The 14,862-nt window shown below is 73.4% G+C and carries 16 protein-coding genes and 1 tRNA gene; 11 read left to right on the top strand and 6 right to left on the bottom strand.

From position 1 onward, the window contains the following. Positions 1 to 14: 14 nt before the first annotated feature. Both efeU and FHX44_RS11975 read right to left on the bottom strand, forming a co-directional pair. A complete protein-coding gene (efeU, locus tag FHX44_RS11980) occupies positions 15 to 836 on the bottom strand; it encodes an iron uptake transporter permease EfeU (protein WP_147255818.1) in 822 nt (273 codons plus the stop codon). Between the two features lie 114 nt (positions 837 to 950). Further along, a complete protein-coding gene (locus FHX44_RS11975) occupies positions 951 to 1,361 on the bottom strand; it encodes a tetratricopeptide repeat protein (protein WP_147255816.1) in 411 nt (136 codons plus the stop codon). 159 nt (positions 1,362 to 1,520) lie between these two features. On the opposite strand from FHX44_RS11975, the gene eno reads away from it, so the two are divergent. The 3 genes from eno (at position 1,521) to FHX44_RS11960 (ending at position 3,850) form a co-directional block, all read left to right on the top strand. Then, positions 1,521 to 2,819, top strand: a complete 1,299-nt coding sequence (gene eno / locus FHX44_RS11970) for a phosphopyruvate hydratase (RefSeq protein ID WP_147255814.1) — start codon at positions 1,521 to 1,523, stop codon at positions 2,817 to 2,819. A 120-nt stretch (positions 2,820 to 2,939) separates the two neighbouring features. After that, on the top strand, positions 2,940 to 3,344 hold the full coding sequence (locus tag FHX44_RS11965; protein WP_342792491.1) for a septum formation initiator family protein: 405 nt from the start codon (positions 2,940 to 2,942) through the stop codon (positions 3,342 to 3,344). Further along, entirely contained in the window at positions 3,341 to 3,850 is a 510-nt protein-coding gene (locus tag FHX44_RS11960) for a DUF501 domain-containing protein (RefSeq protein ID WP_147255810.1), read from the top strand. Before FHX44_RS11965 ends, FHX44_RS11960 begins: the two co-directional genes overlap by 4 nt. Before the next feature lie 199 nt (positions 3,851 to 4,049). Here FHX44_RS11960 and FHX44_RS11955 read toward each other — a convergent pair whose 3' ends face one another. From FHX44_RS11955 to FHX44_RS11945, 3 genes are all read right to left on the bottom strand, one after another. Continuing rightward, entirely contained in the window at positions 4,050 to 5,114 is a 1,065-nt protein-coding gene (locus FHX44_RS11955; RefSeq protein ID WP_212612432.1) for an SDR family oxidoreductase, read from the bottom strand. A gap of 72 nt (positions 5,115 to 5,186) precedes the next feature. Continuing rightward, positions 5,187 to 6,050 carry a sigma-70 family RNA polymerase sigma factor gene (locus tag FHX44_RS11950; protein WP_147255808.1) on the bottom strand — a complete coding sequence of 288 codons (864 nt, stop codon included), beginning with the start codon at positions 6,048 to 6,050 and terminating at the stop codon, positions 5,187 to 5,189. 58 nt (positions 6,051 to 6,108) lie between these two features. Further along, complete coding sequence (locus FHX44_RS11945; protein WP_246170936.1) at positions 6,109 to 7,731, bottom strand: acyl-CoA dehydrogenase family protein; 1,623 nt, start codon at positions 7,729 to 7,731, stop codon at positions 6,109 to 6,111. A gap of 202 nt (positions 7,732 to 7,933) precedes the next feature. On the opposite strand from FHX44_RS11945, the gene FHX44_RS11940 reads away from it, so the two are divergent. From FHX44_RS11940 to FHX44_RS11905, 8 genes are all read left to right on the top strand, one after another. Next, positions 7,934 to 8,887, top strand: a complete 954-nt coding sequence (locus tag FHX44_RS11940) for a Ppx/GppA phosphatase family protein (RefSeq protein ID WP_147255804.1) — start codon at positions 7,934 to 7,936, stop codon at positions 8,885 to 8,887. A gap of 184 nt (positions 8,888 to 9,071) precedes the next feature. Beyond that, the gene (locus tag FHX44_RS11935) at positions 9,072 to 9,815 is read left to right on the top strand and encodes a uracil-DNA glycosylase (RefSeq protein ID WP_281287887.1); all 744 of its coding nucleotides are present in this window, start codon (positions 9,072 to 9,074) and stop codon (positions 9,813 to 9,815) included. An 11-nt stretch (positions 9,816 to 9,826) separates the two neighbouring features. After that, a complete protein-coding gene (locus FHX44_RS11930) occupies positions 9,827 to 11,203 on the top strand; it encodes an NAD(P)/FAD-dependent oxidoreductase (protein WP_147255799.1) in 1,377 nt (458 codons plus the stop codon). Between the two features lie 96 nt (positions 11,204 to 11,299). Next, positions 11,300 to 11,593, top strand: coding sequence for an antibiotic biosynthesis monooxygenase family protein (locus FHX44_RS11925; RefSeq protein ID WP_147255797.1), 294 nt, complete (start codon positions 11,300 to 11,302; stop codon positions 11,591 to 11,593). Then, complete coding sequence (locus tag FHX44_RS11920; RefSeq protein ID WP_147255795.1) at positions 11,580 to 12,143, top strand: CGNR zinc finger domain-containing protein; 564 nt, start codon at positions 11,580 to 11,582, stop codon at positions 12,141 to 12,143. The genes FHX44_RS11925 and FHX44_RS11920 overlap by 14 nt, the downstream gene beginning before the upstream one ends. 48 nt (positions 12,144 to 12,191) lie before the next feature. Next, complete coding sequence (locus tag FHX44_RS11915) at positions 12,192 to 12,731, top strand: TetR/AcrR family transcriptional regulator (RefSeq protein ID WP_170308882.1); 540 nt, start codon at positions 12,192 to 12,194, stop codon at positions 12,729 to 12,731. Between the two features lies 1 nt (position 12,732). Further along, a complete protein-coding gene (locus FHX44_RS11910; RefSeq protein WP_147255791.1) occupies positions 12,733 to 14,010 on the top strand; it encodes an FAD-dependent oxidoreductase in 1,278 nt (425 codons plus the stop codon). A 31-nt stretch (positions 14,011 to 14,041) separates the two neighbouring features. Continuing rightward, positions 14,042 to 14,115: transfer RNA gene (locus tag FHX44_RS11905), tRNA-Leu, on the top strand. Positions 14,116 to 14,244: 129 nt separating this feature from the next. Here the strand turns inward: FHX44_RS11905 and FHX44_RS11900 are convergent. Continuing rightward, a complete protein-coding gene (locus FHX44_RS11900) occupies positions 14,245 to 14,577 on the bottom strand; it encodes a hypothetical protein (protein ID WP_147255790.1) in 333 nt (110 codons plus the stop codon). Positions 14,578 to 14,862: the final 285 nt, after the last annotated feature.

Genomic DNA, 14,862 nt, shown 5'->3' with positions numbered 1-14,862 from the left:
GCTCCTCGAGCGGATCAGGTGGTGGGAGTCGCGGCGCGGGTCCGCTGGGGACGGAGGAACAGCGGGAGGACGACCGCCACGTAGGCGACCCAGACGATGGCCTCGGCCACCGTGGTCTGCGGGGAGAAGTTGAAGATCCCCTTCAGCAGGGTGCCGTGCCACGAGTCGGGCGGGATCACCGCGCTGACGTCGAACGCGAGGGTGGTGAGACCCGGCACGATCCCGGCCTCCTGCAGGTCGTGCATGCCGTAGGCGAGGATCCCAGCGGCGACGAAGATCAGCAGCACCCCGGTGACCGTGAAGAACCGGCCCAGGTTCAGGCTGATCGCCCCGCGGTAGATGAGGTAGGCGAGCAGGATCGCCGCGGCGATGCCCAGTGAGAAGCCGATCAGCGGCTGGGCGGTCTCGCCTGCGGCGCGGGCGGCGGTGAAGAAGAACAGCGCGGTCTCGAGCCCTTCGCGGCCGACGGCGAGCGCGGCCATCACGACCACGGCGGCGGGCCCCATCGCGAGGGCGCCCTCGAGCCTCCCCCGCAGCTCGGCGGAGATGGAGCGGGCCGCCCGGCGCATCCAGAAGATCATCCAGGTGACGAAGCCGACCGCGACGATCGAGAGGATCCCGCCGAACGTCTCCTGCGCCTCGAACGTGAGCTGCTGTTGCGCGAGCGCGAGTGCGATCGTCACGCCGGCGCTGATCACGATCGCGATGCCCACACCGAGCCAGACCTTCGGCAGCTCGGAGCGCCGGTCGGTGCGTACGAGGAAGGCCACGAGGATGCTGACCACGAGGCCTGCTTCGAGGCCTTCCCGCAGTCCGATCAGTGCGTTTCCGAGCACGCCAGCTCCCTGAGGTCAGGCTGACCAGTGGCTCGGTGAGGCTAGCCTGTGCCCACAGGGCGCGGAAGAGTCACGCGGAGCACATCACCGCTGCTCAGAAGTGGGTTTGTCGGCTCAGTCCGAATCGTCCGGATCGCCGCCACCGTTGACCGCCATCCGGACGCGCACCTCGCCGAGCGCCTCCTGGTACTCCGGGCGCGGGTCCATCGCGGCCGCCATCTTCAGCTGCGCGTGCGCCTCGGCGAGCCGGCCCTGGCGCTGCAGGGCCTTGCCGAGCGCGAAGCGGGCGTAGTGGTCGGCCGGGTCGAGGTCGAGCACCCGGCCGAACGCCTCCTCCGCGCGCTGCAGCTGGGCGGAGTTCAGGTACGCGCGGCCGGCGAGGAGCTGCACGGATGCGTCGTTGGGCTGGCTTTCCAGTACCGGGGAGAGTGCCTGCAGCGCATCGAGCGGTCGGCTGCGCGCGATCAGCATCTCGGCGCGGCGGAACGACTCGAAGAGGCCGTCGGATGCTGGCTGGCTCGTCATGGTCGTTCCTACGTTAGGTGTCGGCGGCGCGATCTGCGAGGGCTGACGAAGGGTCCTACGGGGAAACCGCAGGCGACGTGCGGGTTCCTCCACGGGCCTCGCGCACCCGGCTACTAGGCTGGCCCCCCGGACGAGCGAACCTTTCCGACGGGAGCACTGGTGGCGGTCATCGAGCAGGTCGGCGCACGCGAGATCCTCGACTCTCGGGGCAACCCGACGATCGAGGTCGAGGTTGCGCTCGACGACGGGACGCTGGCGCGTGCGGCGGTCCCCTCCGGCGCGTCGACGGGTGAGCACGAGGCGGTCGAGCTGCGCGACGGCGACCCGCTGCGCTTCGGCGGCAAGGGTGTGGAGAAGGCCGTCGCCGCGGTGCTCGACACGATCGGACCCGAGCTCACCGGTATGGAAGCCGTCGACCAGCGGCTGATCGACCAGCGCCTCGTCGACCTCGACGGCACGCCGGACAAGTCGGCGCTCGGCGCCAACGCGCTGCTGGGCGTGTCGCTCGCGGTCGCGAAGGCAGCTGCCGAGTCGTCCGGGCTGGAGCTGTTCCGCTACGTCGGCGGCCCCAACGCCCACGTGCTGCCCGTGCCGATGCTGAACATCCTCAACGGGGGCGCGCACGCCGACACGTCCGTGGACGTGCAGGAGTTCATGATCGCGCCGGTCGGCGCCGACTCCTTCCGGGAGGCGCTGCGCTGGGGCGCGGAGGTCTACCAGTCGCTCAAGTCGGTGCTGAAGAGCAAGGGACTGCCCACCGGGCTAGGTGACGAGGGCGGGTTCGCCCCCGACCTGCCGGGCACCCGCGCCGCGCTGGACCTGATCGCCGAGGCGATCGACAAGTCCGGTTACACGCTCGGGCGCGACATCGCGCTCGCGCTCGACGTGGCCGCCACGGAGTTCCACAGCGAGGGCGTCTACTCCTACGAGGGCAAGAAGCTGTCCTCCGACGAGCTCTCCGCCGTCTACGCCGAGCTCGTCGCGGCCTACCCGCTGGTCTCGATCGAGGACCCGCTCTCCGAGGACGACTGGGACGGCTGGGTGGCGCTCACCGACTCGATCGGCGACAAGGTGCAGCTCGTGGGCGACGACCTGTTCGTCACCAACCCCGAGCGGCTCGACGAGGGCATCAGCAGGGGCGCGGCCAACGCGCTGCTGGTCAAGGTCAACCAGATCGGCACGCTCTCGGAGACCCTCGACGCCGTCACGCTCGCGCAGTCGTCGGGCTACCGCTGCATGATGAGCCACCGCTCCGGCGAGACCGAGGACACCACGATCGCCGACCTCGCCGTCGCCACCGGGTGCGGGCAGATCAAGACGGGCGCGCCGGCCCGGTCCGAGCGCGTGGCGAAGTACAACCAGCTGCTGCGCATCGAGGAGGCGCTGGGCGACGCCGCCCGGTACGCGGGCGACCTCGCGTTCCCGCGCTACAACTCCGCCGCGGAGACCGGAGCCTAGGCGCACGTGGGGGACGAGCGGGCCAGGGCACGCGGGGAGCGCACGCGCCGCACCCCGCGCCCGCGTCGTTCGGGCAGCGCCGCGCCCCGTCGGCGGGCCAGGGAGCCTCAGCTGACGCGGGTGCCCCGCGCCCGCGGCGTCGTCGCGGCCACCACGGGTTTCCTCGGCCTGTCATCGACGAGGCGGGCCGCCGCGCTGGCGCTGGTCGTGTGCGCGCTCGCCCTCACGGTCGCGGTGCCGCTGCGCAACTACGTGGCCCAGCGTCAGGAGCTGGCGGCGGTGTCGGAGCAGCAGCAGGTGCTCGCGGCCGAGGTCGCGCGGCTCGCGCAGGAGCGGGCGCGGCTGTCGGACCCGGCCGAGATCGAGGCGCAGGCCCGGTCCCGCCTCGGGTACGTCATGCCCGGGGAGGTGCCCTACGTCGTGCAGCTGCCGGTCGCACCCGGTCCCGACCAGGCGGACGCGGCCAACGCGGGCGTCCCGTGGTACCGGGTGTTGTGGCGGGAAGTGGCGGAGGGACCGCAGTGACCCCGAAACCGTCGACCGGGCGGAAAGACATCGCCGATGCGGACGTCGAGGCCGTCACCGCGCAGCTGGGCCGCACGCCGCGCGCGGTGCGCGAGGTGGCCTACCGGTGCCCGTGCGGGCTGCCCGCCGTCGTGAAGACCTCGCCACGGCTGGAGGACGGCACCCCGTTCCCCACGCTCTACTACCTGACCTGCTCCCGGCTGAACTCCCGCATCGGCGGCCTCGAGGCGTCCGGCCGGATGCGGGAGATGACCGAGCGGCTCGCCGAGGACCCCGAGCTGGCCGCGGCCTACCGCCGCGCGCACGAGTCGTACCTCGCCGAGCGCGACGCGATCGAGCCGCTCGGCACCGACGTCAGCGCAGGCGGTATGCCGGGGCGGGTGAAGTGCCTGCACGTCTGCGTGGCCCACGCGCTCGCGGCGGGACCCGGCGTGAACCCGTTCGGCGACGAGGCCCTCGCCGAGATCGGCGAGTGGTGGCAGGCCGGGCCCTGCGTGCACCCCTGACCCCCGACTCGCCGCCGTCCTGGGCAGCTGGTGCTCCCGCCCCAGGAGGTTCACCACGTAACTCGGCGGCCCAGACGCCCGCTGGCCGCGTTGCCGCACAACCCGAGTGCCCGGTACGAGGGTCGCGCGGCGCCAGCTCACGCGACCGCCTGGATCCACCGATTTGCGCGCCAACCTTCTGGGCGAGGCACTAGGCGGGTCAGCGGAGCCGCCGCCCGTCGAGCGCCTGGCGTGCCGCTCGCACCGTGTGGTGGTACCGCGGGATCGCGAGCACGCCTGCGGTGGCCGCGACGAGCCCGGCCAGCGCGGCCGCCCGCCGCTTGCGTTCGCGCTGCCCCCCGTGCCAGCCGCCGTCCACCGCGGCGGGTGCGGCGCCGGGCGCGTGCAGCGAACCGGAGGTCGGCGGCACCGCGGCGCCTTCCGCGCGGAGGGACCGGTCCACGTCGATCGCGAGCATCCGTTCCGCCAGCCGGGGCGCGACGGTGTGGGTCGCGACGAACGCGCGGCCGAGCAGCCCGCCCGCCACGACCTCGCGGCGCGGCCTGCGCAGCTGAGCCAGCACCACCTGCGCCACCCGCTCGGCGCGGTAGACCGGTGGTGGCGGGTGCGGGACCCGGCCGGAGTGGTTGGCCGCCGCCGCGTAGATCGGCGTGTCGATGGCGGCCGGCAGCACGGTGGAGACCGACACCCCGCGCTTCCCCGCCAGCCGCAGCTCCTCGCGGACGGCCACGCTCAGCCCGCGGATCGCGAACTTCGACATCGCGTACGCGGTGCCGTAGGGCTGGGCGATCCGACCGAGCAGCGACGAGACGTTCACCAGCACGCCGGAGTCCTGGGCCGCGAACCGGGCCAGTGCCGCGCGGGTGCCGTGGACGTAGCCCATGAGGTTCACGTCGAGGACGCGGCGCAGGTCGGCGAGCGGGGTCTCGAGCAGCGACCCGAACATGGTCACCGCAGCGCAGTTGACCCACCCGTCGATCCGGCCGAAGCGCTGCTCGGCCGCCACGGCTGCGCGCTCGACGGCGTCCGCATCGGTGACGTCCACCGGTGCGACGAGCGTGCGCCCGGACCCGCTCTCCGCAGCGATCTCGGACGCCACCTGCTCCAGCGCGTCGGCCCGCCGCGCGAGGAGCACCACCCGGGCGCCCTCGCAGGCGAGCGCGAGCGCGGTGGCGCGCCCGATGCCGCTGGACGCGCCGGTCACCACGATCACGCTGCCGTCGATGCGCATCTGCTCGTCGTACCCGCGCCTGCGCCGCGGCACCCGAAATCCGTCCGCGAGTCGCGGTCTGGGTGTGCGCGAGTCCCGCTCCGGGTGCGGCGAACCGGGATGAGGTCAGTCGAGGACGGCGACGTCGAGCCCGGCCAAGCGGGCCGGATCCGCGATCACCTCGTAGGCGGTGATCAGCCCGTCCACGATCGTGAAAACCAGCGCGGCACGCAGCCGCCCACCAGGAGCGACGATCGCCCCGATCGCACCGTCCACCAGCGCCGGTTCGGCGTGCCGCGCCCGCTGCTGCGACAGGGTGCGCGCCTCCGCTGCCACCTCCCGGGCGCCGCGGACCACCGCTGCAGCGCCGGGGCGCAGGGAGACCGGGTCGGCCCGGCGCACGACGTCGGGGGCGAGCACGGCGAGCAGCGCGTCGAGGTCGGCGTGGCGGACGGCGTCGAGGAAGGTCTCCACCACCCGGCGGTGCCCGGCGAGGTCGGCCGGCAGCGCGTCCTCGGGTACGCGCACCTTCTGCCGCGCCCGGCTGGCCAGCTTCTTGGTGGCGTCCGTCGAGCGCGAGAGGACCGGGCCGATCTCGGCGAACCCCAGGCCGAACACGTCGTGCAACACGAACGCGACCCGCTCGGCGGGTGCGAGCCGATCGAGCACGACCAGCAGCGCCCGGCCGACCGAGTCGGCCAGCTCGGCCTCCTCCTGCGGGTCGGGGCCGGTGTCCGGGGCTTCCGGGAGCTCCCATCCGGCAGGCTGGTCGCGTCGCGAGGCCCGGGTGCGCAACGCGTCCAGGCTCACGCGGGAGACCACGGTCGTCAGCCAGCCGGCGATGTTGTGCACGCCGCTCGTGTCGGTGCGGCTGAACCGCAGCCACGTCTCCTGCACGGCATCATCGGCCTCGGCGGCCGAGCCGAGCATCCGCAGCGCCACGGCGCGCAGGTGCGGGCGGTGCCGCTCGAACACTTCGTGGTCCGGCATCGGTCTCCTTCGGTCCGTCACCGGTGTGACGGATCGGAGCGCCCGGAGGTGACAGCCCTCAGGGTGTGATGCGAGCGACCAGCGCGTCGGCCTGCGCCTCGGCCGGCAGCGTGCCGGACGTGCGCCACGGGCCGTCGGGCAGGAACCGGCTCGCGACGAACGCGCGTGCCACCTCGTCGGGTGCGTGTCGCAGCAGCAGCGAGCCCTGCAGGCACAGCGCGAGCATCTCGGCCAGCCGGCGGGCCCGCCGCTCCTCGCGGCCGCGCAGCTCGGTGCGCAGCTCGCGGACGCCGCGGTCGAACCACGAGTCGAGCCCGGACGCCGACTCGATCTCGGCGAACACGGCGTCGACCGACTCCGGCTCCCGTGTGACGGCGCGCAGGACGTCGAGCGCGGTGACGTTGCCCGAGCCCTCCCAGATCGAGTTGAGCGGCGCCTCCCGGTAGAGCCGGGGCATCCCCGAATCCTCGACGTAGCCGTTGCCGCCCAGGCACTCGAGAGCCTCGGCGACCACGGCCGGCGCCCGCTTGCAGACCAGGTACTTCGCCGCCGGCAGCGCGAGCCGCAGCAGCAGGCGCTCGTCGCGGTCGACAGCCCCGGCGAGCCGCATCGCCAGCGCCGTGGCGGCCTCGGACTCCAGCGCGAGGTCCGCGATCACCGCCTGCATGAGCGGGGCGTCGGCGAGCCGGGTGCCGAACGCGCTGCGGTGGGCCACGTGATGGGCCGCCTCCGTGAGGGCGGCCCGGGTGAGGGCGGCCGAGCCGAGCACGCAGTCCAGCCGGGTCATCGACACCATCTCGATGATCGTCTGCACGCCCCGGCCCTCGTCGCCGAGGCGCCACGCGGTGGCGCCGGTGTACTCGATCTCCGCCGAGGCGTTCGAACGGTTGCCGAGCTTGTCCTTGAGCCGCTGCAGCCGGATCGCGTTGCGCGTGCCGTCGGGCAGCACCCGGGGGAGCACGAAGCAGGTGAGCCCGGCCGGTGCCTGCGCGAGCGTCAGGAACAGGTCGTTCATCGGCGCCGAGGTGAACCACTTGTGCCCGACAAGCCGGTACGTGCCGTCCGAGGTGACCGTGGCCGTGGTGGTGCCGGCACGCACGTCCGAGCCGCCCTGCTTCTCGGTCATCGACATCCCGGCGAGCAGGCCCGTCTTGGTCGACGGCTCGGTGAGGCCGAACTCGTAGCTGGTGGACCGCAGGCCGGGCTCGTACCGCGCCGCGAGCTCCGCGTCGCGGCGCAGAGCGGGCACCGCCGCGTACGTCATGGAGATCGGGCAGCCGTGGCCGGGCTCCAGCTGGCTCATCAGGTAGAAGCCCGCGGCCCGCGCGACGTGGGCGCCCGTGCCCGGCTCGGCGACCCACGGGGCCCCGTGCAGTCCCCAGCCCACCGACGTGCGCATCAGCCAGTGCCACGACGGGTGGAACTCGACCTCGTCGATGCGGTGGCCGTACCGGTCGTGGGTGTGCAGCACGGGCGAGTGGGTGTTGGCCAAGCGGGCGTGCTCGCGGGCCTCCTCCGACGCGGCGACGGCGGCCAGCTGCCGCAGCGTCGGCAGCGCCTCCTCGGCGCCCTCCCGGACCACGGCGTCGGTCAGCGCGGGGTCGCAGGCCAGCAGATCGGCACCGGCGAGCGGGGGCGGCTGGTTCTCGACCCGGTGCGTACGGTGGTCGCCGGGCCTCAGCGGTGGCTCGGGCGTGCCGGCAGGGTCGGATCTCCCGTGGCCGTTGCGGCTGGCCGGGGCCGGGATCGTCGGTGCGGAGCCGCCCGGAGCGAGCTGCTCCTGCTCCTTCCCCTTCGGGTCCACGGGGCGAGGGTAGCGGCCGGTTGCCGCCTCCGGGCCGGTTTGCGCCGCGTACGGTGATCGGGCGAGGAGGGGAGGGCACATGTCACGAGTGGCCGCCATCGACTGCGGGACCAACTCGATCCGCCTGCTGGTCGCGGACGCGACCACGGGGTCGGACGGTGCGGTCGCGCTGCGCGACGTGCATCGCGAGACCCGGATCGTCCGGCTCGGCCAAGGGGTCGACGCCACCGGCGAGCTCGTGCCCGAGGCGCTCGAGCGCACCCGCGCCGCACTCGCCGACTACACGGCCGTGTTGCTGCGCAAGGGTGCCGAACGCGTGCGGATGGTGGCCACCAGTGCCACTCGCGACGCCCGCAACCGCGACGACTTCTTCGGGATGGTGCGCGCCACCCTCGGCATCGAGGCGGAGGTGATCTCCGGCGACGAGGAGGCGCAGCTGTCGTTCACCGGAGCGGTGGGTGACCTCGATCCCGACGACGGGCCCTTCGTCGTGGTCGACATCGGCGGCGGGTCCACCGAGCTCGTCGTCGGCACGCTCGAGGTCGACAAGGCGGCGGTGCGCGCCGCCCGGTCGGTGGACATCGGCAGCGTCCGGATCACCGAGCGGTGCCTGCACGGCGACCCTCCGACGGCGGACGAGGTGGCGCAGGGTCGCGAGCTGGCCACGGGCATCCTCGACGACGCGTTCGACGCCGTACCCATCGACGGCGTGCGCACCTGGGTGGGCGTCGCGGGGACGATCACCACGCTGTCCGCGGTGGCGCAGAACCTCGCGGAGTACGACCCGGACGCCGTGCACATGTCCCGGATCCCACGCGCCGACCTGCACCGGATCGCCGAGGAACTGCTCGGCCTCTCCCGCGAGGAGCGCGGCCGCTACGGCGGGATCCACCCCGGCCGCATCGACGTGATCGGCGGCGGCGCGCTGATCGTCGACGTGCTGGCCGCAGAGCTGTACGAACGCGCCGGCATCGACGAGCTGGTTGTGAGCGAGCACGACATCCTCGACGGCATCGCCCGCTCCATCGCCTGATCTCCGGAGCCGGACCCACCCCAGGCGCGAGTCCGACGTTCCGTCACGGTGAGTCGTGCGTTCGGGCACGGCGAGTCTGGCGTTCAGCACGCCCCACTCGCCGTGCCCGTTTGCCGGATTCGCCGTGCCAGAACGTCGGACTCGCCGGATGGGGGCCGTGCTCGGGGTGCGTAGCGTGTTGTGCGTGGGGACGAGGTCGTCGGCGGGAGACTTCCGGAGCGTCGCCGAGCTGGACGCGGCGCTCGTGGACTGCCGCGCCTGCCCGCGGCTGGTGGCATGGCGCGAGCAGGTGGCACGGGAGAAGCGCGCGGCGTTCCGGCACGAGGAGTACTGGGGCCGGCCGGTGCCCGGGTTCGGCCCGCTGGACGCGTCCCTGCTGATCGTCGGGCTCGCCCCGGCGGCGCACGGCGGGAACCGGACCGGCCGGATGTTCACCGGCGACCGCTCCGGCGACGTGCTGTACGCGGCGCTGCACGCCGTCGGCCTGGCGAACCAGCCCACGGCGGTCCACGCGGGGGACGGGCTCGAGCTGTTCTCCACCCGGATCACGGCACCCGTGCACTGCGCGCCCCCGGACAACAAGCCGACCCCGGACGAGCGCGAGCGGTGCGGCACGTGGTTGCGTGCAGAGCTGGCGCTGCTGCAGCCGCGGGCGGTGGTGGTCCTCGGAGCGTTCGGCTGGCAGGCGCTGCTCCCGGTGCTCGCCGAGGCCGGCTGGGCGGTGCCCCGCCCGCGGCCGCGCTTCGCCCACGGCGCGCACGTCGAGCTCGCAGGCGAGCGGGGGCCGCTGCACCTGTTCGGCTGCTACCACGTGAGCCAGCAGAACACCTTCACCGGACGCCTGACGCCCGCGATGGTCGAGGACGTGCTGCGACGTGCGGCGAAGGTAGCCAGGCTCACCCCTGGGAGGGAGGTGTCCGTGACCTGACGGGTGGGAACATGGGTGTCATGGCGCGCAACACGCGGATCGTCGTCGTCGGCGGCGGCTACGTCGGCATGTACACCGCACTGCGGCTGCAGAAGAAGCTGCGCCGCGGTGAGGCCGAGGTCACGGTGATCGACCCGCAGCCGCACATGACCTACCAGCCGTTCCTCCCCGAGGCCGCGGCAGGCTCGATCGAGCCCCGTCACGTGGTGGTGCCGCTGCGCAAGGTGCTTCGCAAGTGCCACCACCTCACCGGCCGGGTCACGGCGATCAACCACGCCGCCCGCGAGGTCACGGCCGAGCTCGTCTCCGGCACCGTCACCACCCTCGGGTACGACGTGCTCGTCGTGGCCCCGGGATCGGTGGCCCGCACGCTCCCGGTTCCGGGGCTCGCCGAGCGGGGTATCGCCTTCAAGACCGTCGGCGAGGCCATCTACCTGCGCAACCACGTGCTGGGTCGGCTCGACGCCGCCGCCACCACGATCAACCCCGATCTGCGCCGCCGACTCCTCACGTTCCTCGTGGTCGGCGGCGGCTACGCCGGGATCGAGGCGCTCGCCGAGCTGCAGGACATGGCCCGCTACGCCACCCGCTACTACGAGAACATCGCCCCTGAGGACATGCGCTGGGTGCTCGTCGAGGCGGCCGGGCGGATCATGCCCGAGGTCGGCCCGCGGATGGGGCGCTACACCGTCGAGCGGCTGCTGGAGGCCGGCATCGAGGTCTTCCTCGACACCCGCGTGAAGTCGATGGAGGGCGGGCACGTCGTCCTCGACGACGGCACCGAGTTCGAGACGGACACGATCGTCTGGACCGCCGGGGTCAAGCCGAGCCCGATGCTCGAGCAGACCGACCTGCCCCGCGACGCGCGCGGCCGAGTCGAGTGCACCGCCGAGCTGCAGGTCGCCGGGATGCCCGACGTGTTCAGCGCGGGCGACTGCGCGTCGGTGCCCGACCTGTCGAAGGACGACCCGGAAGCCCGCACCAGCCCGTCGGCCCAGCACGCGGTCCGGCAGGCCAAGGTGCTCGCCGACAACGTCGTGGCCCACCTGCGCGGCAAGCCGCTCAAGCAGTACAAGCACAGTTACGCGGGTTCCGTGGCGAGCCTCGGGCTGTACAAGGGCGTCGCCGAGATCTACGGCGTCAAGCTGCGTGGCCCGGTCGCGTGGTTCATGCACCGCACCTACCACGTGAGCCGGATGCCCACATGGAACCGGCGCATCCGCATCGTCTTCGACTGGACGGGAGCGTTGTTCCTCGGCCGCGAGGTCGTGGCGCTCGGCCAGATCATGGACCCGAAGGCGGAGTTCAGCCGGGTCGCAGGCCCCGGCAAGACGGTCACGCCTGAGCAGGCTCCCGAGCCGGTCTCGGCCGCGCCCAAGGGCGCCTGACCGGCTCTCCCTCGCAGCGAGGTCCCTCCCGGGTATTGCGCGCCGCGGTGTCACGGTCAATCATGCAAAAAGATCGTGACATGCGAAGGAGGCTGGATGTCGATCTACTCGATCTGGGAGTCGCGGTTCCCCGCTGCCCGGGCCGCGGAAGGGCGCGCGGTCACCGAGGCCATCTGGCGAGACATGGAGGGCTTCGAGGGCTACCTGAGCCACGAGCTGCTGGTGGACGCCGACGATCCGGGACACCTGCTGGTGGTCAGCCGGTGGGCGAGCCGGGAGCACGCCGACGAGACGCTTCGGCTCTACGCGGGGCATCCGAACGCCCGCGCCGCGAACAGCCTGGTCACCGAGCCGCGACGCCGGATCATCGCGAGTCGTGCCGAGGGTTGAGCCGGGCGCGGTCCCGGAGGCGCTGGTCCTGCTGGCCAACCTGGGCCGTCCGCGGCGACCGGCGGGGGCGGCCGGCCCGTTCACCGAGCCGGTACTGCCGGATCCCGCGGCCGCGTCCGCGCAGCTGGGCGCGGTGGTCGAGCTGCCGGTCGCCGAGGTGGACCTGGCCGACCTGCGCCGCCTCCGACGGGCGGCGTCCCGCGCGGCCGAGGCGATCCTCGCGGGTGAGGCGCTCGACCTCGCCGAGATCAACGCGCTGGCCGCCGGCGCGACCGCCCGCGTCGAGCTCGTCGCGGCCGATGGTGGGCTGCGGCAGCGGCTGGTCTGGGCCGACGCCACGCCGGCCGCGGCGCTGGCCCGACGCCTCGTGGAGGAGCTCAGCGGGCTGGAACCCGGTCGGTTGCGGCGGTGTGCCCGCCCCGAATGCGATCTCCTCTTCTACGACACGACGCGCTCCCGGACGCGGCGGTGGCACGCGGAGGACCCCTGCGGCTGGCGCGAGCGTCAGCGCGTCCACCGAGGGCGACGGTCGGGCGGGACGGAGTCGTAGGGCCCGGCGGCGTCGACAGGACCGGACCTGCGCGCTAGTCTCAACCAAGTGGTTGGTGGAGAAGTTGAGGGGCGTCGGGCGCAGCTGATAGCTGCGGCGTTCCGGCGGGTCGCGGATTCGGGTTTCGAAGGGTTGCGGCTGAGGCAGGTCGCCGAGGACGTCGGCATCGACCACTCCACGCTCCACCACCACTTCGCCACGAAGCAGAGCCTGGTGGAGGCGGTTGCCGCATACACAACGCGGCAGTTCTGGGAGACGAGCCCGCCGGCGCCGGATCGCGCCGCCGCGCTGCGGGCGCATCTGCGGGTGCTGCAGCAGATGATCGTCGAGCAGCCGGACCTGTTCGCCGTGACGGTCGAGCTGGACCTGCGCGCCCGGCGCGACCCCGCGGTGGCCGCCGCGATGGCGCAGCACGAGTCGGGGTGGCGGGCGAAGCTCGTCGAGATCCTCACCGGTCTCGTGCCCGATCCCGCGACGTCCGCCGAGCTGGTGATCGCCACCGTCAAAGGGGTGCGCCTGCTGCCCGATGCGGCCGGCCCGGTGCTCGATCTGCTCGCGGCGACGCTGACCGGAGACAGGAGGGGATGACATGCGTGTACTGGTCATCGGGGGTGGCATCGGCGGCCTCGCGCTCGCTCAGGGGCTGCGCCGGGCCGGCGTCGAGGTCGCGGTCCACGAGCGCGACCAGGGCGTCGGCAGCCGCTGGGAGGGCTACCGCATCCACATCAACCCGACCGGCGCAAGGGCGCTGCACGCACTCCTGCCCGCCGACGGCTGGCAGGAGTTCCTGGCGACGGCAGGCCCCGGCGGCGACTTCGGGTTCCTCACCGAGCAGCTCGACGAGCTGGTCGTCGTCGAGGAATCGATCATGTATCCCGGAGCCGTCGAGCCCGCCGAGAACCACTACGCCGCCGACCGCGCCACGCTGCGCCGCGTTCTGACGGGCGGGCTCGACGGCGTCGTGCGGCTCGGCTCCGAGTTCGTCGGATACGAGCTGCGCCCCGACGGCCGGGTCGAGGCGCGGTTCGCCGACGGCAGCACGGCCGTCGGCGACCTGCTCGTGGGGGCGGACGGGCCGTCCTCCCGGGTGCGAGCCCAGCTGCTGCCGCACGCGACCCCGGTCGACGCGGGCGTGGCCGGCATCGCCCACAAGATCTGGCTCGACGGCGCGGCGCGGGCCGAGCTGGGCCGGCTGGGCACCGGCATGAACGCGGTGCAGCCGAACGCGCCGCTCTTCCTGTTCACTTCGGTGTTCGAGCCTCCCGCGGCCACCGGCCTGCGGCCGTACCTGCTGTGCGCGTTGGTCGCCCGCCCGGAACTGCTCCCGCCCGACCTCACCTCGCTCGACCAGGACGCACTGCGCGCGGTGGTCGACGTCCTGGTGGCCGGCTGGCACCCGCGGCTGCGCCGCGCGCTCGCGGACTCCGATTCCGCGGGCCGCAGCGCCGTCGTCTTCAGCGCCGCCCCGCCGGTGCCCACCTGGACGAGCGGCCCCGTGACGGTGCTCGGCGACGCGATCCACGTCATGCCGCCGATCGGCGGTCTCGGCGGCAACACCGCGCTGCGGGACGCACACCTGCTCAGCCGCCTGCTCCCGGCCGTCGACCGCGGCGAACGCGCCCTGCTCGACGCCGTCGCGGAGTACGAGGGCGAGATGCGCGACTACGGCACGGCGGCCGTGCGCTACGCGCTGGAGCAGTCGAGGCAGCTGCTGTCCACCGGGACCGCGGCCACGGCGGCGGCGCGCACGTTCTTCCGGTTGTGCGCGGCGGTCGCGCCCCTGCGGCGCCGCGCGTTCGCGAGCGGGTGGGCGGCGCCGGCCGCCACCCGGGCATGGGAGCGCGGCGTGGTGGCGACCGCCGCATGAGCAGCCGCCTCGGTCCGTAGGCTTGGCGCGCGCCCCCGTGGCCCAACCGGCAGAGGCAGGCCCCTTAAAAGGGTCACAGTGTGGGTTCGAATCCCACCGGGGGCACCCCGCCACGAGCCGCAGAACCCGCCGTTGAGCAGGCAAATCGTCGTCGCCTACTGATCGTGCCGTGTCCGGTGCTGTTCGGCCGGCACCGGCCCACACCGATCGGCTGTGCCACGGGCGTGCCAAAGTTCATCCCTCGCCGAGGGCGGCGGCGATCCGGCGGCGGGCGGCGACCTGCGTCGGCGGTACGCCCGCGTTGAGCCAGGTCGACACCGCGGCGTGGCACAGGTCGTAGGGTCGGCGAGCGAGCGGGGACGCGACGTCGACTGGGTTGAGCGCGACGGCCCGAGCGCGGCGCCAGGTGCGGCAGTAGGTGCTCTCCGACAGCTCCCCACCCCGCACACCGCCGAACAGTCGCCCGCCCGGTCCGTTGCCGAACGATTCCAGGTGTGCATGCAGCAGGCCCGTGAGAGCCGGTCGCGACGGGACCACGCGCGTCTCACCGCGAGCACGGTGCTTCAACTGGCGCTCCTCGCGCCGCCGTCCGCTGTCGGTCCACGAGGCGCCGGCAGTCGGCGTCGACGACTCCAGCACCAACTCTCCCCAACCCTCCGCGGGCAAGGCGAGGTTGGACTTTCGCAGCGTCGCTGCCTCCGCCGGCCGGAGTGCCGCGTAGTACATGGCGCCGAAGAACGCGACCAGTCGCGAGCCGCTCGGCTTCTGCTCGGCGACGGCATCGAGCAGCGCGCGAGCCTCGCCCGGAGACGGTCGATCTCGCGTAACACGCTCCAGAATGGCTGTTGCGGG

Source organism: Pseudonocardia hierapolitana, from assembly GCF_007994075.1.
Taxonomy (GTDB): domain Bacteria; phylum Actinomycetota; class Actinomycetes; order Mycobacteriales; family Pseudonocardiaceae; genus Pseudonocardia; species Pseudonocardia hierapolitana.
Note: the sequence above shows the minus strand (reverse complement) of the source record. Positions and strands in the feature narration are given on the sequence as shown.